This window comes from Frankia sp. ACN1ag (assembly GCF_001414035.1).
Lineage (GTDB): Bacteria > Actinomycetota > Actinomycetes > Frankiales > Frankiaceae > Frankia > Frankia torreyi.
Window position 1 is genome coordinate 113,476 of record NZ_LJPA01000002.1, and the last position, 19,503, is coordinate 132,978.

Annotated in this window: 16 protein-coding genes and 3 pseudogenes; 10 read left to right on the plus strand and 9 right to left on the minus strand. The window is 73.5% G+C overall.

Annotation, left to right across the window (positions count from 1 at the left end; translation table 11 throughout):
* The first annotated feature begins 66 nt into the window (after positions 1–66).
* The 4 genes and pseudogenes from UK82_RS01970 (at position 67) to UK82_RS01985 (ending at position 4,305) form a co-directional block, all read left to right on the plus strand.
* Positions 67–1,107, plus strand: coding sequence for a zinc-dependent alcohol dehydrogenase family protein (locus UK82_RS01970; protein ID WP_055406135.1), 1,041 nt, complete (start codon positions 67–69; stop codon positions 1,105–1,107).
* A 398-nt stretch (positions 1,108–1,505) separates the two neighbouring features.
* Positions 1,506–2,638, plus strand: a pseudogene (locus UK82_RS01975) (LLM class flavin-dependent oxidoreductase).
* A gap of 129 nt (positions 2,639–2,767) precedes the next feature.
* Entirely contained in the window at positions 2,768–3,691 is a 924-nt protein-coding gene (locus tag UK82_RS01980) for an SAM-dependent methyltransferase (protein ID WP_055406136.1), read from the plus strand.
* A complete protein-coding gene (locus tag UK82_RS01985) occupies positions 3,688–4,305 on the plus strand; it encodes a GNAT family N-acetyltransferase (RefSeq protein WP_236705378.1) in 618 nt (205 codons plus the stop codon). The genes UK82_RS01980 and UK82_RS01985 overlap by 4 nt, the downstream gene beginning before the upstream one ends.
* A gap of 176 nt (positions 4,306–4,481) precedes the next feature.
* On the opposite strand, the gene UK82_RS01990 is transcribed toward UK82_RS01985, so the two are convergent.
* The 8 genes from UK82_RS01990 to UK82_RS02025 all read right to left on the minus strand — a co-directional run bounded on the left by UK82_RS01990 (position 4,482) and on the right by UK82_RS02025 (position 13,794).
* A complete protein-coding gene (locus UK82_RS01990) occupies positions 4,482–5,843 on the minus strand; it encodes an LLM class flavin-dependent oxidoreductase (protein WP_055406137.1) in 1,362 nt (453 codons plus the stop codon).
* On the minus strand, positions 5,840–7,240 hold the full coding sequence (locus UK82_RS01995) for an LLM class flavin-dependent oxidoreductase (RefSeq protein ID WP_044887448.1): 1,401 nt from the start codon (positions 7,238–7,240) through the stop codon (positions 5,840–5,842). The genes UK82_RS01990 and UK82_RS01995 overlap by 4 nt, the downstream gene beginning before the upstream one ends.
* A complete protein-coding gene (locus UK82_RS02000; protein ID WP_236705379.1) occupies positions 7,237–8,427 on the minus strand; it encodes an LLM class flavin-dependent oxidoreductase in 1,191 nt (396 codons plus the stop codon). Before UK82_RS02000 ends, UK82_RS01995 begins: the two co-directional genes overlap by 4 nt.
* Before the next feature lie 95 nt (positions 8,428–8,522).
* Positions 8,523–9,353, minus strand: coding sequence for an ABC transporter ATP-binding protein (locus tag UK82_RS02005; RefSeq protein WP_236705380.1), 831 nt, complete (start codon positions 9,351–9,353; stop codon positions 8,523–8,525).
* Positions 9,350–10,177, minus strand: a complete 828-nt coding sequence (locus UK82_RS02010) for an ABC transporter ATP-binding protein (protein ID WP_044887449.1) — start codon at positions 10,175–10,177, stop codon at positions 9,350–9,352. Before UK82_RS02010 ends, UK82_RS02005 begins: the two co-directional genes overlap by 4 nt.
* A complete protein-coding gene (locus UK82_RS02015; protein ID WP_063897424.1) occupies positions 10,174–11,199 on the minus strand; it encodes an ABC transporter permease in 1,026 nt (341 codons plus the stop codon). Before UK82_RS02015 ends, UK82_RS02010 begins: the two co-directional genes overlap by 4 nt.
* Positions 11,196–12,146, minus strand: coding sequence for an ABC transporter permease (locus UK82_RS02020; RefSeq protein ID WP_055406203.1), 951 nt, complete (start codon positions 12,144–12,146; stop codon positions 11,196–11,198). Before UK82_RS02020 ends, UK82_RS02015 begins: the two co-directional genes overlap by 4 nt.
* Before the next feature lie 109 nt (positions 12,147–12,255).
* The gene (locus UK82_RS02025) at positions 12,256–13,794 is read right to left on the minus strand and encodes an ABC transporter substrate-binding protein (RefSeq protein WP_044887450.1); all 1,539 of its coding nucleotides are present in this window, start codon (positions 13,792–13,794) and stop codon (positions 12,256–12,258) included.
* 708 nt (positions 13,795–14,502) lie between these two features.
* Here UK82_RS02025 and UK82_RS30875 point away from each other — a divergent pair.
* The 6 genes and pseudogenes from UK82_RS30875 to mscL form a co-directional block, all read left to right on the plus strand.
* On the plus strand, positions 14,503–15,306 hold an 804-nt coding region (locus UK82_RS30875; RefSeq protein WP_304438031.1), incomplete at its 3' end, for an isopenicillin N synthase family oxygenase.
* Positions 15,307–15,318: 12 nt separating this feature from the next.
* Positions 15,319–15,765, plus strand: coding sequence for a 2OG-Fe(II) oxygenase family protein (locus UK82_RS35005; protein ID WP_255354238.1), 447 nt, complete (start codon positions 15,319–15,321; stop codon positions 15,763–15,765).
* Between the two features lie 22 nt (positions 15,766–15,787).
* Positions 15,788–16,219, plus strand: a 432-nt coding sequence (locus UK82_RS35010; protein ID WP_236705382.1) for a PLP-dependent transferase, incomplete at its 3' end; no start/stop codon positions are given.
* A gap of 1 nt (position 16,220) precedes the next feature.
* Positions 16,221–16,275, plus strand: a pseudogene (locus UK82_RS35015) (hypothetical protein); the annotation flags it as partial.
* Position 16,276: 1 nt separating this feature from the next.
* Positions 16,277–17,086, plus strand: a pseudogene (locus UK82_RS35020) (PLP-dependent transferase); the annotation flags it as partial.
* Positions 17,087–17,311: 225 nt separating this feature from the next.
* On the plus strand, positions 17,312–17,791 hold the full coding sequence (gene mscL / locus UK82_RS02040) for a large conductance mechanosensitive channel protein MscL (protein WP_396230435.1): 480 nt from the start codon (positions 17,312–17,314) through the stop codon (positions 17,789–17,791).
* A 118-nt stretch (positions 17,792–17,909) separates the two neighbouring features.
* On the opposite strand, the gene UK82_RS02045 is transcribed toward mscL, so the two are convergent.
* Positions 17,910–18,746 carry an SAM-dependent methyltransferase gene (locus tag UK82_RS02045; protein WP_055406204.1) on the minus strand — a complete coding sequence of 279 codons (837 nt, stop codon included), beginning with the start codon at positions 18,744–18,746 and terminating at the stop codon, positions 17,910–17,912.
* Positions 18,747–19,503 lie beyond the last annotated feature (757 nt).

The window sequence follows — 19,503 nt, forward strand, 5'->3', positions numbered from 1 at the left end:
GGGCCACGGTCGGATCGCACCGCGGTGGGCAACCGCCGGGACGATGCGTCAGGGAGGCATGGGACTGTGCGAGCGACCCTGCTGGAGGACGTCGGGAAGATCGCGCTACGGGAGTCTCCCGACCCGGTCGTCCAGCGCCCCACCGACGCGGTGGTGCGCGTGACCGCGAGCTGCATCTGCGGCTCCGACCTGCATCCCTACCGGGGGAAGGTGCCGACCGCGTTCCCCAAGCGGGTCGGGCACGAGTTCGTCGGCGTCGTCGAGGACATCGGCGACGAGGTCACGACCGTGCGGCCCGGCGACGTGGTCGTCGCCCCCTTCCTGATCAGCTGCGGCACCTGCCGGTACTGCCGCGCCGGCCTGCAGACCTCGTGCGAGAACGGCTCGGTCTGGGGAACCGACGACCGGTCCGGTGCCCGCTCCGACGCCTGCCAGGGCGACTGGATCCGGGCACCCTTGGCCGACGGGACCCTGGTGCGGGTCGGCACCGAGCTGCCCGACGCGTTGCTGCCCGACGTCCTGGCGCTGTCCGATGTGATGGGCACCGGTCATCACGCCGCGGTCAGCGCGGGGGTGGGTCCGGGCTCCACCGTCGTGGTCGTCGGCGACGGCGCCGTGGGCCTGTGCGCGGTGCTCGCCGCCCGCCGCCTCGGAGCGGAGCGCGTCGTCGCGATGTCGCGGACGCCGAGCCGGCAGAAGCTGGCGGCCGAGTTCGGCGCCACCGACATCGTCGCCGGTCGTGGAGCGGAGGGCATCGCGCAGGTGGCCGAGCTGCTCGGCGATGGAGCCGACGCCGTTCTGGAGTGCGTCGGTTCACAGGAGTCGCTGGAGCAGGCCGCCGCGGTCGCCCACCCCGGTGGACGGCTGGGCTGTGTCGGCGCCCCGCTGGGCAACCTGCCGCTGGGCCCGTTGTTCATGAAGAACGTGCGGCTGGCGGGCGGGGTCGCGCCGGTGCGCGCCTACCTTCCCGAGCTGCTCGCGGACGTGCTCGCCGGGCGGGTGCGGCCGGGGCGGATCTTCGATCTGGAACTGCCGTTGGACGAGGTCGCCGAGGGCTATCGGGCGATGGACGAACGCCGGGCGATCAAGGTGCTGCTGCGTCCCTGAGCGCCGCCGCCCCTGAGCCGGTCTGGCTGTCCGGATCGCTTTCGTGCCCACGGAAGCGGCGACTCACCGNGTACGGCGACTTACCGGGTGCGGCGTTTCACCGTGCGCGGCAATGGACTGGACCCCGGTAGGGGCCTACCGTTGGGCCATGCGCGGAGATCCCACCCTGGTCTGCCGCCTGCACGTGGATTTCGCCCGGGTGGCGAGTGCGCTGTGTTGCGCCCCGCACCGCCCGGTGTCCCGCTGATCGGTGCCGCGGCCGGCCCCTCGGGCGGCTGATTCGCCGGCAGCATCCCGGACCACGCGTCCACCGGTCCGGACGCACCGTCGATTCGAGGCTCAGGCCTCCGATCCGTCCCTCGCCCGCCCCTCGCCCTCCGGCCATCCGGGAGACTCGCGTGAGCGTGCACGCCCACTGGTTCCTGCCCACCTCGGGGGACAGCCGCAACCTCGACGCCGCCGCGGTGAGCGCCAAGGAAACCCCCCACCTGCAGCCCGCCGCCCAGCGGCCGCCGAGCATCGGCTACCTCGCCCAGATCGCCGCCGCGGCCGAGCATCTCGGCTACGAGGCCGTGCTCACCCCGACCGGCACCTGGTGTGAGGATGCCTGGCTCACCACCGCGGCCCTGCTGCGCGAGACCACGCGGCTGCGTTTCCTGGTGGCGTTCCGGCCCGGTTTCCTCAGCCCCACCCTCGCCGCGCAGATGGCGGCGACCTATCAGCGCATCTCCGGCGGACGGCTCCTGCTCAACGTGGTCACCGGCGGCGACGCCGACGAGCAGCAGCGCTTCGGCGACTGGTTGAACCACGACGCCCGCTACCGGCGCACCGAGGAGTTCCTGCAGGTCGTCCGGGGGTGTGGGCGGGCCGGCCATTCAACTACGACGGCGAGCACTACGCGGTGCGGGGTGCCACCGTCCGCGAGCGTCCCGATCCGACGCCACCGATCTTCTTCGGCGGCGCCTCCCCCGCGGCCGAACTCGTCGCCGCCCGGCAGGCCGACGTCTACCTGCTGTGGGGCGAGCCGCCGGCCGCCGTCGCCGAACGGCTCGACCGGATGCGGGCACTGGCCAAGGATCAGGATCGCGAGCTGCAGTTCGGCATCCGGCTGCACGTCATCACCCGGGACACCGCCGGCGCCGCCTGGGCGGTCGCCGACGAGCTGCTCGCCCAGCTCGATCCGGCGGCGATCACCGCGGCGCAGCGACGTTTCGCCAGAACCGAGTCGGTCGGGCAGCAACGGATGGCGGCCCTGCACCGCGGCAGCCTCGACGCGCTGGAGATCTCCCCGAACCTCTGGGCGGGTTTCGGCCTCGTCCGCGGTGGCGCCGGCACCGCGCTCGTCGGCAGCCACGCCGAGGTCGCGGACCGCATCGCCGAGTACCACGATCTCGGCATCGAGCACGTCATCCTCTCCGGCCACCCGCATCTGGAGGAGGCGTACTGGTTCGCCGAGGGCGTCCTGCCCCTGCTGCGACACCGAGGACTGCTCGCGCCGTCACCGGTGTCGGCGGACGCGATCCGGGCCTGACGGCGCGGNCGCCGCACCCGGCTCGTCGATCGATGACGTCGCCGCCGGGGCACCCATACGGGGCGAGCTACGTGCCGGATACGCCCGATCCCGCACCGCAGGCGCGCAGTCACCCACTATGGTGGTTCCGTGACAATCCGCCAAGACGAAGGGCACAACGCGCCGGAGGGCGCCGGCTTCGACCTGAAGGTCGACGTGCCGCATCCGGCCCGCATGTACGACTACTTCCTCGGCGGCAAGGACAACTTCCCCGCCGACCGGAAGACCGCGGAACAGGTCCTCGACGTATTTCCGAACTCCCGGATCGTGGTCCGGCAGAACCGCCTGTTCATGACCCGGACGACCCGCTACCTGGCCGCCGAGCTCGGGGTACGCCAGTTCCTCGACATCGGCACGGGCATCCCGACCTCGCCGAACCTGCACGAGGTCGCCCAGGGCGTCGCCCCGGACGCGCGGATCGTCTACACCGACAACGACCCGATCGTGCTCGCCCACGCCCGCGCCCTGCTGGCCAGCACCCCGCAGGGACGCACCGCCTACATCGACGCGGACCTGCGGGACACCCGCCGCATCCTCACCGCCCCCGAGCTGCACGAGACCCTCGACCTGACCAGGCCGGTCGCGCTGTCACTCATCGCGATCTTCCATTTCATCCCGGACGGCGACGACCCGTACGGGATCATGCGTCACCTCGTCGACCTGCTCCCGTCGGGCAGCTACGTCTCGCTGACCCACCTGACCGCCGACTTCGACCCGGCGATGCGCGAGGTCGAGCGGGCCTACCTGGCCAGCGGCGTCCCCATGCACCTGCGCACCCGCGCCGAGGTCGAGCGGTTCTTCGACGGCCTGGATCTCGTCGAGCCCGGACTGCAGGTCGTCCACCGCTGGCGGCCCGAGTTCGCGAACCCGGCCGAGACGGCTCGGAACCCCGACGATGAGGCCGGGACCACCCCGGTCGGGACCACGCCGGCCGCGCGCGCGAAGGCCATCGCGGCCTCGGAGCTGACCGACGCGCAGGTGAGCATCTACGGCGCGGTCGCCTACAAGCCGTGAGCGCGGGCGCGGCGCCGGGCACGGGCGGCGTCTTCGCGAATGTGGACGGCGGGGAGGTACTCGGCGGGGCCGAGCCCCTCCTCTACCGCCCGGCATGCCCCGATGACGATGAGGTCATCGCGACCATCGACGGATCCTTCACCTCGAACTCCGTGTTCGAGGTGACGGCGACCGGCGAAGGATTCTCTATCTGCGAGAAACCGGTGACCCCCCCGCTCCACAAGATTTTTCCGGTGGAGGACGATGACGAAGAGCGGCAGGACGAAGATCCCTCGCTGACCCGGACGATCGTCGCCTGCGCCGGCGAAGAACTGTGCGGGTTCGTCAAGGCATCCTTCGATCCCTGGAATTCGCGCCTCACCATCTGCGACATCGAGGTATCCCCCAACTATCGCCGGCGAGGGGTCGGCCGCACCCTGATGAGTCACGCATTCGACTTCGCACGGGAGTGTGGAGCAGGCCACGTCTGGCTCGAAGTCACCAACATCAACGCCCCCGCGATCCGCGCCTATCTTCGCCTGGGTTTCACTTTCTGCGGCCTCGACGTCCTGCTCTATGAAGGCACCGAATCGGCTGGCGAACGGGCCCTGTTCATGAGCAGACGGCTCCCCTGACGATCGAGAAGCCCCGTCCTCCAGCCGCCGAGTCGAGCAGCACGTGAGCGATCAGGCCCAGGGGCGCCGGCCTGCACCGCCCGACGTATGGAACGGTCCGTGCCGGCGGCATCGACGTCGCGTCGCCGGCCGTGGCTGCGTCGCCGGCCGTGGCTGCGTCCACAGCGGTGGCCGCGTCAGGTCGACGCCCCGGAGCGGGAGGCGTAGCGGCTGGGTGGGCGCGGGAGGCCGAGGTGTTCGCGCAGCGTGCGGCCGGTGTAGGCGGTGCGGAACAGGCCGCGGCGGCGCAGCTCGGGGATGACCAGGTCCACGAAGTCGTTCAATGCGTCCGGCAGATACGGGAAGATCACGTTGAAGCCGTCGGCGGCGCGCTGCTCGAACCACTCCTGGATGTGGTCGGCCACGGTCGTCGGCGTGCCGACGAGGGTTCGGTCGTCCCGGGCGATCTGGTCCGCGAGCTGGCGGATGGTCAGGTTGTCCGCCCGAGCCTGGTCGAGAATCTGCCGCTGGCCGCTGAGACTCTGGTTGGACGGCGGCAGCTCGGGCAGCGGTCCGTCCAGGGGAAAACGGGTGAGGTCGAACCCGCCGAGCCGGTAGGTGAGGTCGGCGAGCGCCACCCGCGGGTCGAGCAACGAGCGCAACGCGGCGATCTTGTCTTCCGCCTCGGCCTGGGTCCGCCCCACGATCGTGGACAGCGCGGGCAGCACGATCACGTGGTCGGGGTCGCGTCCGGCGGTCGCAGCCCGCGCCTTGATGTCGGCGTAGTACGCCTGCGCCGCCGGCAGGGTCGGATGCGCGGTGAAGATCACCTCGCCGACCCGGGCCGCGAGGTCACGGCCCGTCTCGGACGCGCCGGCCTGGACGACGACCGGGCGGCCCTGCGGCGGCCGCGCGATGTTCAGCGGCCCGCTGACCCGGAAGTGCGTCCCGGCGTGGTTGAGCCAGTGGACCTTGTCGGCGTCGAAGTAGACCCCGCTGGCCTGGTCGTGGCGGAAGGCGTCGTCGTCGAAGCTGTCCCACAGCCCGGTCACCACGTCGTGGAACTCGGCGGCCCGCGCGTAGCGCAGCTCGTGCTCGACGTGGCTGTCCAGCCCGAAGTTGCGCGCCTCCGCGTCGTTGAGGGAGGTGACGAGATTCCAGCCGGCCCGCCCACCGGACAGGTGGTCCAGCGAGGCGAAGATCCGGGCCAGGTGGTAAGGCTCGTTGTAGGTCGTCGACGCCGTCGCGACGAGCCCGATGCGGGTGGTCGCGGTGGCGAGCGCGGCGAGCAGGGTCGTCGGCTCGAAGGAGTCGTTGACGACCGAGACGCGGGAGAGCACCTCCTGGCTGGTCAGGGGCACGCCGACCAGGTCAGCGAGGAAGATCGCATCAAACGTCCCCCGCTCGGCGGTGCGGGCCAGCTCGATCACGTGCCGGATGTTCACCCCGGCGTCGGCGACGGCGTGGGGGTGCCGCCAGGCGGCGAGGAACTCCCCCGGCGGCTTGAGGAAGGCGTTGAGATGGACCTGACCGCCGCGGCGAGGCTGCGTGGACGTCATCGGGATCCTGCCCTGCTCGGTTCGTCCGCGAGAGGCTCGCTCGGGTGGGTGAGGTCGTCCCGCCGCGCGATGGCGACCGGGCGCGGCAGGCCGAGATGCCCGCGCAACGTGGTCTCGGTGTAGGACTCGCGGAACAGTCCGCGGCGGCGCAGTTCCGGCACGACCTGGTCGACGAAGTCCTCGGCGGCGCCGGGCAGGTAGGGGAAGCCGACGTTGAAGCCGTCCGCCCCACGCCCGGTGAACCATTCCTCGACGTGGTCGGCGATCGTCTCCGGCGTGCCGGTGATCATGCCGCCGCCGGAGGATCGCCGGGCGAGCCCGCGGATCGTCAGGTTCTCGCGGCGGGCGAGGTCGAGCATCTGTTCGGAGCGGCTGCGGCTGCGGTTCGTCTCACCGACCTCGGGCAACGGTCCGTCCAGCGGATAGCCCGAGAGGTCGACGTCGCCGACGGTGTCCTGGACGAGGCGACGGGCGACGTCGTCGTGGATGAGCTCCAGCAGCTCGTCGCGCCGCGCGCGGGCGGCGGCCTCGGTGTCGCCGACGATCGGCGCGAGGATCGGCCAGACCAGCAGATGGTCCGGGTTGCGCCCGTGCGCCGCGGCCCGCGCCTTCACGTCGGCGTAGAACCGCTGGGCACCGGCCAGGGTGCCCTGCCCGGTGAACACCACCTCGCCGTAGCGGGCGGCGAAGTCCTTGCCCGCCTCCGACGAACCGGCCTGGAAGATGACCGGGTGGCCCTGCGGGGGCCGGGAGATGCTCAGCGGCCCGCGCACGGCGAAGTGTTCGCCGCGGTGGTGCGGGGTGCGCAGGCCGGTGGGGTCGTAGTAGCGACCCGCGGCGATGTCACGCCGCACGGCGCCGTCGTCGAAGCTGTCCCACAGCTCGCGGACGACCTCGACGAACTCCTCGGCACGCCGGTAGCGCAGCCCGTGTTCGAGGTGGGCGTCACGGCCGAAGTTCGCGGCCTCCTGCGGCAGCACCGAGGTCACCGCGTTCCAGCCGGCGCGCCCGGCGCTGAGATGGTCGAGCGAGGCGAACTTGCGGGCGACGTGGAACGGCTCGTTGTAGGTCGTGCTGGCCGTGCCGACCAAGCCGATCCGCTCGGTCACCGTCGACAGCGCGGCCAGCAGGGTCAGGGGCTCGAACCGGACCGACCGGGCGGTGCGGTGCAGCGCGTCCAGGTCCGTCCCCGAGATCGCGACGACGTCGGCGATGAACAGCGCGTCGAAGGTGCCGCGTTCCAGCGTCTGGGCGACCCGGATGTGATGGGCGAGGTCGAGTTCGCCGTCGGGCGGGGACAGCGGATGGCGCCAGCCGGCGATGTGACCGCCGGCGCCCTGCAGCACGGCGCCGAGCGTCAGCATCCGCCGCGGACGCCCGTCGGGGGTGGTGGTCATCGGTTCCTCTCCAGTGCGGCGCGAGCCTCAAGTTCGGCGGGAGTCCCCAGGCCGGCGGGAGTCCCCAGGCCGGCGGGAGTCCCCAGGCCGGCGGGAGTCGGCGGGTCGGCGGCAGTCGGCGGGTCGGCGGCAGTCGGCGGGTCGGGCACGGGTCCGGCGGCGGGCCGCCAGCCCAGCGCCGGGGCGATCTCGGTGGCGATGAGCTCCATGCGGCGCAGGGTCGCGTCGAGGTCGGCCGCCGCGCCGGCCTCGCCCTGCACCGCGGCGATGAAGTACGACACGGCGGCGGGGCCGACCGGGTTGGTCGCGAGGCTGTGGATCACCACGCCGACCGGGCCGTGGTGGACGTTCATCGCGTCGAGCGCGGCGCCGTCGTCGAGGTCGGCGGGGAACCCGAAGTTCCCCAGCCAGGGGCGGAACCGGGCGATGTCGGGAGCCAGGTCCACCCGGGCGGCCAGCCGGTCCGGCCCCGGGAACACCCCGTGCGAGACGGCGAGGCGCGCGCCCGCGGGCGCCCGGCCGGCGGCGTGGTGGGCGGCGTGGTGGGCGGCGAGGTAGACGTCGGCAAGAGGTCGCTGCGCGGAGCCCGCCGGGCCGATGCCGAGCAGCAGCCCGTCGCCGGCCCGCGCCGCCGCCCGCGCCCCGTCGACGCTCGTCGTCGAGTCCCAGAAGCGGCTGGTGAGGGTCGGCGCCGGCGGGTGCAGCCGCAGCCCGTCGGTCCCCGCGATCGACTCGCCGGCGAGCAGCTCCCGCAGCCGGCCGCGCGCCTCGTCGAACAGCTCCCGGCGGCGGGCGACGTCCCGGTCGAAGGCGCCGAAGGCGGGCGCACTCGGCCCACCGGTGCCGAGCCCGAGCTGCAGGCGACCGCCGCTGAGCGCGTCGAGGACGGCGGCGTCCTCGGCGAGGCGGATGGGGTCCTCCAGCGGCAGGACCACGACGGCGGTGCCCAGGTCGATGCGCCGGGTCGCCTGGGCGGCCGCGGCAAGCAGCAGCAGCGGCGACGGCAGCCGGCCGTAGTCGGGGGAGAAGTGGTGCTGGGCGAGCCAGCCGCCGTCGAACCCCAGCTCCTCCCCGGCGACGAACAGTTCCACCAGGTCGCGGTAGACGGCGCCGGCCGGCCGTCCGCGGCCATGCACATGGGTGAGGAAGCCCAGCCTGAACGGGCCGGGGCCGCCGGGTGCGGGCATCGCGTCCTCCCTGGTCGTACCTCATCGGACTGCGGCGAACCTCGGCGGGTTCGGCTCCCGTCTCGTCGACGGTCGGGTCCACCAGCATGCGCCGGTCAGGGCGGCGGCAGTCGTGGCACGGCCGCGAGCAACGCCCTCGCGTACGGATGGGCCGGCCGGGACAGCACGTCGGCGGTCGCACCCTGCTCGACCAGCGTGCCGCCGCGCATGACGGCGATCTGGTCGCAGAGCCGGGCGACCACGCCGAGATCGTGGGAGACGAGCACGAGGCCGAGGCGGTGCCGTTCGGCGAGCTGGCCGAGCAGGTCGAGGATCTGGGCACGGACGGAGACGTCCAGGGCGCTGACCGGCTCGTCGCCGACGAGCACCCGCGGCCGGGGCGCCAGCGCCCGGGCGATGGCGATGCGCTGGCGCTGACCGCCGGAGAACTCGTGCGGGTAGCGCCCGCGGACGTCGGGATCGAGGTCGACGGCCCGCAGCACCTCGTCGACCCGCTCGTCGTGGTCGCCGGGAACGCCGAGGCAGGCCAGCGGTTCCGCGACGGCCGCGCCGACGGTCATCCGCGGGTCGAGCGAGGCGGCCGGATCCTGGAACACGACCTGGACCTCGCGGCGGAACCAGCGCAGCGTGCGGGGACGCCCGGCGACGACCGGCCGGCCCCGGTAGCGGACGGTGCCGGCGTCGGGGCGGTCCAGTCCCAGGAGCAGGCGGACGAGGGTCGACTTGCCCGACCCGGACTCGCCGACGATGCCGAGCGCCGCCCCGTCGGCGAGACGCAGGGTCACGTCGCGCACGGCGTGGCGGACGCCGGGCGGGCCGAACGGCGAGGTCCGCGCCAGGCGGTAGCTCCGCACGAGCCCCGTGGCCTCGAACAACGGCTCGGCGCCGGTCGCGCCGCCGTCGGCTTGCTCCCTCACCGCGGTCACGGGCTCGTCCTCGCCGCCGCGGATCCGGCGGCGGGGAGATTCCACTGGGTCAGCCGCGCCGCCGCCAGCAGCGCGCGGGTGTGCGGGTCCGCGGGGGCCCGCAGCACGTCGTCGGTCGCGCCGGTCTCCACGACCCGGCCACGGCGCAGCACGGCGAGTCGGCGGGTGACGGCTGCGACCACCGCGAGGTCGTGCGTGATGAACAGCAGGGCGGTGCCGGCCTCGGCGACGAGCCGGCCGAGCAGGGCAAGGATCTCGGCCTGGACGGTGACATCGAGCGCCGTCGTCGGCTCGTCCGCGAGGAGCAGCGCCGGCCGGCACGCCAGCGCCGCGGCGATGCAGACCCGCTGGCGCTGACCGCCGGAGAGCTCGTGCGGATAGGACCGGACGAGCCGCTGCGGGTCCGGCAGCCCGACCGCCGTGGCGAGTTCCACCGCGGCCCGCGCCGCCGCCTGGCGGGAGTACCCGCGGTGCAGCCGCAGCGGTTCGGAGATCTGGCGGCCGACCCGCATCAGCGGGTTCAACGCGGTCGACGGCTCCTGGAAGATCATCGCGAGGTCGCGGCCGCGCAGCCGGGACAGTTCCCGGTCCGAGCCGCCGAGCAGCTCGCGGCCCTGCAGGCGGACGCTGCCGGTGACGCGCGCCCCCGCCGGCAGCAGGCCGAGCACGGCGAGCGCGGTCAGCGACTTGCCCGACCCGGACTCGCCGATGAGCCCCAGCCGTTCGCCCGCGGCCAGGGCGAAGCTGACGCCGTCCACCACGTCGACGCCGCCGAGACGCACCCGCAGGTCGGTCACCTCCAGCACCGCCGCGTCGGTCGTCATGCCCGGCCCTCCCCACGGACCCACCGCAGTCGCGTTCGCGGGGCGGAACCGGCCGTGGGCGCCACCGCGGCCATGGGCGCCGGGGCTGGCGGCGTCGGGCTCGTGGACGCCGGGCTCGTGGACGCCGGGGTCGTGGCGGCGGCCGCTGTGCGCGGGGCGCCGTCGGAGCCCCCGGCCGGGCGCTCGCGCAGCCGCGGGTCGCCGGCCTCGCGCAGGCCGTCCCCGAGCAGGTTGAAGCCGAGGACCGTCAGCACGACCGCGAGGCCGGGCCACAGCAGCGTCAGCGGGCGCAGGGTGAGGTACGGCTGGAGCTCGGAGAGCATCCGTCCCCAGGACGGGGTGGGCGGCGGGGTACCGAAACCCAGGTAGGACAGCGCCGCCTCGGTCAGCACGGACAGGCCGAGGATGAGCGAGAGCTGGACCCACACCGTCGGTGCGATGTTCGGCAGCACGTGCCGGCGCACGATCCGACCGGTGCCGGCGCCGGCGGCCCGCGCGGCGAGCACGTAGTCGGCACCCAGCACCCGGCGGACCTCGCCACGGGTGACCCGGCCCAGCCCGATGCCCGCCCCGACGCCGATGGCGACGATCGCGGTCCAGCGCGAGCCGCCGTACACGGCCGCGAGCACCATGGCGAGCAGCAGCACCGGGAACGCCAGCAGCACGTCGACGAGGTGCGCGACCCCCTCGGCGACCAGGCGCGGCGGCAGGGTCGCCAGCAGCGCGAGCCCCACCCCGACGGCTGCGGCGATCGCCGTGGCCGCCACGGCGACGACCAGGGTGGTGCGCGCGCCGACGAGGACCTGGCTGAACAGGTCCCGGCCGAGCCGGTCGGCGCCGAACCAGTGCGCGGTCCCGACCGGCGCCCAGGACGCCGCCGGGTCCACCCGGGACGGGTCGTAGGGCGTCCAGACCAGCGACACGACGGCCGCGACGACGACGAGCCCGGACAGGACCGCGCCGAGGCGGCCGGACCGGCTGCCCCACACGCCGCGAACCAGCGCCCCCACCGAGCCGGTCACCGGGCGCCGCGCAGCCGCGGATCGAGCAGCCGGTGCGCGAGGTCGACGCCGAAGCCGACGACGAGCACGGCCGCGGTCACCAGCAGCACCGTGCCCTGGACCTTGACCAGGTCACGGTTGCCGATGTCGGCGACGAGCATCTCGCCGAGCCCGGGCAGCGCGAACACGTTCTCGACCACCACGGCGCCGAGCAGCAACGTCGCGAACTCCAGGCCGAGCATCGACACCACCGGCAGGGCCGCGTTGCGGATCCCGTGGCGACGCAGGGCCTGCCCGCGGGTCAGGCCCTTCGCCCGGGCGGTCCGGATGAAGTCGGCGTGCAGCACCTCCAGGGTCGCTGAGCGGACGAAACGCAGCAGCACCGCGGCTTCCACCACCGCCAGGGTGACCGCCGGCAGCACGAGGGCGCGCACGGCCGCGACCGGATCGGCCCAGCCGTCCGCGGGGAACCCGCCGGCGGGCAGCAGCCGCCAGTCGACCGCGAACACCGTGACCAGCATCAGCCCGATCCAGAAGGCCGGAACCGCGAGGCCGAGCTGGCTCAGCGCCGACAGGGCGACCCCGGACGCCCGCCGGTGGCGCGCCGCGGCGAGGATGCCCAGCGGCACGGCGACCGCGAGCGCCAGCAGGGTGGCGCCCCCGACGAGCGGGGCGGTCACCCTCAGCTTCTCGGAGAGCTCCGCCGACACCGAGGCGCCACTGAGCGCCGAGACGCCGAAGTCCCCCGTCAGCACGCCGCCCATCCAGTGCAGGTACTGGGCGGGCAGCGACCGGTCGGCGCCGATCTCGTGGCGGATCCGCAGCACCTGGTCGGGCGAGGCGGACGTCCCGGCCAGCACGTCGGCGGCGTCGCCGGGCAACAGCCGCAGCAGCGCGAACACCAGCAGGCTGGCGACGAACAGGGAAACCACCAGCAGGCCCAGCCGCCGCAGGACGATCACCGCCATCGGACCGCCGCCCCGCTCCGGCCACTCCGGCTGCCCCAGCCACTCCGGCTGCCCCAGCCACTCCGGCAACCACGGCCACCCCAGCAACCACGGCCACCGACCGGGCGCGTCAAGACTTCGCCACCTCGATCTTCGACAGGTCGTAGGTCGCGGAGACGTTGTCGGTCGGGTAGCCGGTGACGCCGACCCGGGCGACCTGCCGCGCCTTGCCGAGCAGCAGCCAGTCGGCGATGGCGTCCTCGGAGTAGCGGCGGGCGAGGGCGCGCAGGGCCGTGTCGCGGTCGGCGTCGGAGGCGGCGGTGGCACCGGCCTTCGCGAGATCGCTGGCCTGCGGGGAGCGGTCGCCGAAGTAGTAGCCGGGCTTGACGTAGAAGGCGAGGTCGCGCGCCTCGGCGTGGTCGACGATGCTCAGGTCGTAGTCGTGCTTGGTGTAGACCCCGGTGAGCCACGCGGGGAACTCGACGCGGCGCAGGTCGACGGTGACGCCGATCTCGCGTAGCTGCGAGGCGACGTAGTCGCCGATGCTCTGCGGGTAGATGTTCGGGATGGTGAGGCCGAGGCGCAGCCCGCCGCCGTGCCCCGCCTGCGCGAGCAACCGGCGCGCGCTCGCCGGGTCGTACCGGTCGATGCTCGTGAGGTCCTCGTACCAGGGGTCCAACGGCGGCACGGGTGAGCCGATCCGGGTCCCGGCGCCGAGCACCTTGATCAACCCGTCCTTGTCGATGCCCTGGCGGATCGCGTGCCGGACCCGGGCGTCGGCCAGCGGCCCGCGGTCCTGGTTGAACGCCAGGGTGAACTTGTCGGTGGTCGTGCCCTCGGCGATGAGGAACTTCGGGTTGCCGCGGTAGGCCTCGACCAGATCGTTGTCGGAGATCACGCCGACGTCGACCTGGCCGGTGCGCACCGCGTTGTTCTGCGCGTTCGGGGCGGTGAGGTAGCGGAAGACCACCCGGGCGACCTTCGCCTTCGGCCCGCGGTAGGCGTCGTTGCGCACGAGGGTGATGCTGTCGCCGCGCCGCCAGGAGTCGAAGCGGAACGGCCCGGTGCCGTCCGGATGACCGTCGAGGCCGGTGGCGCCCTCGCGCACGACGACGCCGGCCGGTCCGGTCAGGTTGAACAGCAGTCCGCTGTCGCGCTCCTTCAGCGTCAGCACCACCGTGTGCGGGTCGGGGCTGGCGACCGCGGAGATGGAGGCCAGGTCGCTGGCGTGCGGGTTCGTCGAGTTCGGGGCGATCACCTTGGTCAGCGACGACACCACGTCCGCGGCGCGCACCGCGGCGCCGTCCTGGAAGGCGGCGTTGTCCGCGAGGGTGAACGTGTACGTGCGACCGTCCGGGGAAATCTTGTAGGACGTCGCGAGCGCCGGGCTCACCACCCCCTTCTGGTCCCGTTTCACCAGCCCCTCGTACACGTTGCCGAGCAGGATCTGGCCGGGCGCGACCCCGCTGGTCCGGGTGATGTCGAGGCTCGTCGGTTCGAGGACGGCGCCGATGGTGACGGTGGCGTCGGGATTGGCGCGCCCGCCGGTCGACGCCGACGCGCCGCTCGACGCCGATGCGCCGTCCGCGTCGCCCCCACCGTCCGACCCGCAGGCCGCCAGCGCCAGGCCGGTCACGGCGACGGCAGCGGCGAAAGTTCTGATTCTCATGAAGCGCCCTTTGCGAGGCAGCAATGATGCCGACGGACGCGCGGAAGTCAGCGCCCGGCGACCGGAAGGATGCAGGCGGCGGGCCGGAAACGGCCGCGCCGAGAATGCGCGGGGAACTCGCCTGCGGCACCTCGTCCGTCAGCGGTAAGTCCGTCGACGCGGCGGGCACGCGCACAGCGAGGTGGACGGCGTCGGGGCACCGAGCCGGTGGACGGCAGCCGGCCGACCCGGGCAGGCTCGCCGTCAGGCGTTGATCAACAACAGATCTGGTCGAAGTGGTGCGCGCGACGGGAACTCCAGAACGCGTCCAGAATCGCCAGCCGTGGCGGCTGCCCAGTTCCCACGGCCTGACTGTAACCAGAGGCGCGGCAATCGGTCCAGAGGCGCGCAGAACGCCCCGGAACGCCTGGGACGTGGTCGGCGCGGACGCCGCACGGACCGCGCCGCCGCCTGGCACAGTGGCAGGGTGGCTTCGCGCATTCGGCTCACCCGGCGTCGCCCGGTCGATCTCATGCTGGTGGCCAGCCGGCTCTGTCCCTGACTGCCCGCGCCGTCCCGAGACCGCCCGCGCCATCCTTCGACTGCCCGCGCCGTCCCCCGACGCCCGCGCCGTCCCCAGATGCCAGCGCCGTCCCCAGATGCCAGCGCCGTCCCAGACGCCCGCGCCGCTTTTCACCCCGACACCGACGCGCCGGAGGCGAACCCACCGTGACCAGCGCCCGTACCTTGCCCACTCTCGACATCGGCCCGTTCCTGGCCGGCACCGCCGATCGCGCGCGGTTTCTCGCCGACCTGCGCGTGGCCTGCCACGGACCCGGCTTCTTCTACCTGACCGGGCACGGGATCCCCGCCGCGCGGACCGCCGCCGTGCTCGACGTCAGCCGCCGTTTCTTCCACCTCGACGAGGCGGCGAAGCTGGAGATCGAGAACGTTCATTCGCCGCATTTTCGCGGCTACACCCGACTCGGCCACGAGATCACCCGCGGCAATCCCGACATTCGCGAGCAGATAGACATCTCCGACGAACGCCCGGCCCAGGTCCTCGGCCCCGACGACCCGGCGTACCTGCGGCTCGACGGCCCCAACCAGTGGCCGGCCCAGATCCCCGAGCTGCGCGCGAGCGTGCTGGCCTACATGAACGAGCTCGGCGGGCTGTCCCGGCTGCTGGTCCGGGCCTTCGCCGAGTCGCTGGGGCTGCCGGCCGACCATCTCGACCGGACCTTCGCCGACGAACCCCGCTCGCACCTGAAGCTGATCCGCTACCTGACCGCTCCCCCGGCCCACCCCGCCGGCTACGACCAGGGCGTCGGCTCCCACAAGGACGGCGGCTTCCTCACCTTCGTCCTCCAGGACGACGTCCGGGCGCTGCGCGAAGGAGGCGACGGCGGGAGCAACGGCGGCAGCGACAGCAGCGGCGGCGGTGGGAGCGCAGACGGCAGTACGGGTGACGAGCACCGGGACGGCGTTGCCGACCGGCCAGGGGACGCCGACCGACCGGGGGACGCGGTCGAGNCGGCCGCGGGGCTGCAGGTCGCCGACGGCTCCGGCGGCTGGATCGACGCGGTCCCGCGGCCCGGGACCTTCGTCGTCAACATCGGCGAGATGTTCGAGCTGGCGACCCGTGGCTACTACCGTGCCACCGTGCACCGGGTCGTCAGCCCACCGCCGGGCCACGAACGGCTGTCCGTGGCGTTCTTCTTCGGCCCGCGGCTGTCCGCCACCCTCGAACCCGTCCCCCTGCCCGAGGAGCTCCTGCGCGAGATCGGCGACGCTCCCCCACCCGACCCGCACAACCCGATCTTCGCGCAGCACGGCGTGAACACGCTGAAGAGCTGGCTGCGCAGCCATCCGGAGGTGGCCCGCCGCCACTACGCGGACGTCGAGCACCCGACCGCCGCTCAGTCCCCCGCCGCTCAGTCCCCCGTCGAGCAGCCCACCGCCACGCAGCCCACCGGTCCCGGCACCCACTGATCCACACGAGAGGAATCTCCGCGTGACTACCTCCCCGACCGGCTGGAGCTTCGAGACCCGGCAGATCCACGCCGGGGCGGCACCCGACGCGGCGACCGGCGCCCGCGCGGTGCCGATCTACCAGACCACGTCGTTCGTGTTCGACGACACCCGGCACGCGGCCGACCTGTTCTCCCTCGCCGAGGTCGGCTTCACCTACACCCGGGTCGTCAATCCCACCCAGGACGCCCTGGAGCAGCGGATCGCGGACCTGGAGGGCGGGGTCGCGGCGCTGGCGACCGCGAGCGGCCAGGCGGCGCAGACCCTGGCGGTGCTCAACCTGGCCGGCGCTGGCAGCCACCTGGTGTCGTCGACGTCGCTGTACGGGGGGACGTACGCGCTGTTCAAGCACACGCTGGCCGAGCTCGGCATCACCACGACGTTCGTCGACGACCCGGACGACCTCGATGCCTGGNGGGCCGCGATCCGCCCGAACACCGTCGCGCTGTACGGCGAGACGATCGGCAACCCNCGGGGGAACGTCCTGGACATCGCCGGCGTCGCCGAGGTCGGGCACGCCGCCGGGGTGCCGCTGATCGTCGACAACACGCTCGCCTCGCCGTACCTGAACCGTCCCCTCGAACACGGCGCCGACATCGTGCTGCACTCGGCGACCAAGTTCATCGGCGGGCACGGGACGACGATCGGCGGGATCATCGTCGACGGCGGGCGGTTCGACTGGACGGCCGGGCGCCACCCCCGCTTCACCACCCCCGACCCCGCCTACCACGGCCTGGTCTTCCACGAGGCGTTCGCCGAGACCGCCTTCATCGTGCGGGCCCGCGCCCGGCTGCTGCGCGACCTGGGCCCGGCGCTGTCCCCCGTGAACGCGTTCCTGCTGCTGCAGGGGCTGGAGACGCTGTCGCTGCGGATGGAGCGCCACAGCGCCAACGCGGCCCGGGTGGCCGCCTGGCTCGCCGAGCGTCCCGAGGTCACCTGGGTGGCGTACCCGGGCCTGGCGGACAGCCGCTGGTACCCGGCGGCCCAGCGCTACCTGCCCCGCGGGGCCGGGGCGGTGCTGGCGTTCGGGATCCGCGGCGGCGCGGCGGCCGGGCGGGCCTTTATCGAGGGCCTGGAACTGCACAGCCATCTCGCCAACGTCGGCGACGTCCGCTCGCTGGCGATCCACCCGGCGTCCACGACGCACGCCCAGCTCACCCCCGACGAGCAGGTCGACAGCGGGGTGAGTGAGGAACTCGTCCGGCTGTCGGTGGGCATCGAGGGCGTCGAGGACATCCTCGCCGACCTGGACCGGGGCTTCCGCGCCGCCAAGGAACGCTGACCCGCCGGCTCCTCGGGGTTCCCCGGCGGTGGCACCGCCGGCCGACCAGCGGGATTGGATCCGCCTTCGCCGGGTGATAACGGACGCGGGTCGGGCGCCCTCCCGGGCCGCCGCCCGCCCACCGCGGGCGGCCCGCCCGACGGGTCCGTGCGGAGCTGGCGAGGAGATGGCGTGTTCGGCTTCAAGAAGATCATCGGTCGGAGTCGGGAAATGGTCGAGCCGTCNGTGCGGCTGATCCGGCCGGGTCTCGGGGGCTTCAAGCAGTTCCTCATGCGCGGGAACATCGTCGACCTGGCCGTCGCCGTGATCATCGGTACCGCGTTCACCGCGGTGGTCAAGGCGATGGTCGACGACCTGCTCACGCCGCTGATCGCCGCGGTGGGCGGCAAGCCGGACTTCGCCCGGCTGTCGTTCACGATCAACCACAGCGTGTTCCGCTACGGCCTGTTCCTCAACGCCGTGGTGGCCTTCCTGCTCGTTGCCTCGGTCGTCTACTTCGTGGTCGTCCTGCCACTGGCGAAGGCGAACGAACTGCGCAGGCGCGGCCATCCCGTGCCCGAGGCGGAGCCGGCGATCAGCGACGAGACGCGCCTGCTCACCGAGATCCGCGACCTGCTCGCCGGCGACGGCCGGCGCCTGCCCGACCAGCCGAGCGAGGCGGCGCAGGCGGGCGCGGTGATCGCCGCACAGGACACCGAGCCCTGACTCTTCAAGCCACCAAGAAGGACCCCTGCGGCAGCAGGGACGACTCAGGCCCGGGGTGGCCGCGCCCGGCGCAGCTCGGGAAGACCCCCGCGCGGGCGGGGACGACTCTGGGAGCGCGCTACCGCTTGCGGGCGATCAGGGCGTAGGCGCTGATGTCGGCGTCGGAGATGAGATCGGGGTCGCTGCCGGGCTCGGGGCGCCAGCGGTGCAGCACCTCGACGCCGGGCTCGACCAGCTCCCACCCGGCGGGCAGCAGGGCGGTGAGCTCGGCGCGGTCGCGGGTCTGGAACGGGATGCCGCGGCTGTTGTAGACCTCGACGACCCGCGCCGCGGCCTGCGGCACGAGCTCGGCCGTGCCGTGGCTGACGACGAGGAAACTGCCGGCGGGCAGCCGCTCGCACAGCCGGGCGACGATGTCCGCGGGCCGGTCGGCGTCGGGGAAGAAGTGCAGGATCGCGATGAGCGACAGCGCGATCGGCCGCGCCGGGTCGAGGGTGGCGGCGAACTCCGGCACGGCGATCATCTCGTCGGGGCGGCGCAGGTCCGCGTCGACGTAGGCGGTCCGGCCCTGCGGCGTTCCGGTCAGCAGGGCCCGCGCGTGGACGAGCACGATCGGGTCGTTGTCGACGTAGACGATCCGCGCGTCCGGGGCGACCCGCTGGGCGATCTCGTGCAGGTTCGGCGAGGTCGGAATGCCCGTGCCCACGTCGACGAACTGCCGCACCCCGGCGTCGGCCGCCAGGTACCGCACGGCCCGGTGCAGGAAGGCCCGGTTCTGGCTGGCGTAGGTGCGCAGGTGGGGAAAGACCGCCAGCGCCTGCTCGGCCGCCTCCCGGTCCGCCGCGTAGTTGTCCTTGCCGCCGAGGTAGTAGTCGTACATCCGGGCCGAGTGCGGGATGTCCTCCCGCAGGTCGACCGATCGCGCGCGTCCGCTCGTCCCCGCGTCTGCCTGCACGTCCGCCCCGCCTCTCTGCTCCCCGACACGTGGCTGCGGCGTCCACGCCCCGGCGCGCGTCGCCCGCACAACCGGATCTTTCCATCCCCGCGGGCGGCACGGTCCACCGGGCAGGAACATCACATCCGCGACGTCCGGCCGGGGTTCGGAACCACTCGTCTCGAGGCGACCACGGGCACCGCCGTCGCCACCCGGCTCGGCTCGGCTCGGTGACTGAACCCAGTGGGCCCACGCACCCCGTGGTCCGCCGGACTCCAGCGGGCCTATGGACATAGTCGACTTTCGCGATTAGCTTGACCCTGGTCAGGCCGCTGCGCCGGGCCCGGGGGACGCCTCGCCGGACTGCATGGTTCGCGGTCACGGCCGGCCGGTCGTCGGCGTGCCCGTGGCGGCTTGGCCACGTTCCCCAGCGGCCCGCGCACGAACCGGCTTCGTGGCCCGGGTCGAACGCAGGCCCGAGTCGAGGGAGTGGTGCGATGCCGCCGGCACCCGATCGGCGTCCCGCGAGCGCACGGTGGGGCCTGCCGCGCAGCCGGTCCGCCCGGTGGCGGCTCACCCGGCGGCTCGTGATCGATCTGCGCCGTTCGTCCAGCAGTCGCTGTCCCGCTCCCTGACCGGTCCGATCCCGCGGTCCGCCTGCGCCGCATCGCGGCCGCAGCCTCGGTCACGGTCCGCTCCGCCGCGCCGCACCGCCTCATCCGACCGCTCCGGACCGTCCCGCGGGTCCAGGCCGCCGGCCGGGGAGCCCCGCGACACG

Excerpts from the sequence above, each read along its gene's own strand:
- UK82_RS01990 (WP_055406137.1), bottom strand. The coding sequence starts at position 5,843 with ATGACGTCCACGCAGCCTCGCCGCGGCGGTCAGGTCCATCTCAACGCC.
- UK82_RS01995 (WP_044887448.1), bottom strand. The coding sequence starts at position 7,240 with ATGACCACCACCCCCGACGGGCGTCCGCGGCGGATGCTGACGCTCGGC.
- UK82_RS02000 (WP_236705379.1), bottom strand. The coding sequence starts at position 8,427 with ATGCCCGCACCCGGCGGCCCCGGCCCGTTCAGGCTGGGCTTCCTCACC.
- UK82_RS02010 (WP_044887449.1), bottom strand. The coding sequence starts at position 10,177 with ATGACGACCGACGCGGCGGTGCTGGAGGTGACCGACCTGCGGGTGCGT.
- UK82_RS02020 (WP_055406203.1), bottom strand. The coding sequence starts at position 12,146 with ATGGCGGTGATCGTCCTGCGGCGGCTGGGCCTGCTGGTGGTTTCCCTG.
- UK82_RS02025 (WP_044887450.1), bottom strand. The coding sequence starts at position 13,794 with ATGAGAATCAGAACTTTCGCCGCTGCCGTCGCCGTGACCGGCCTGGCG.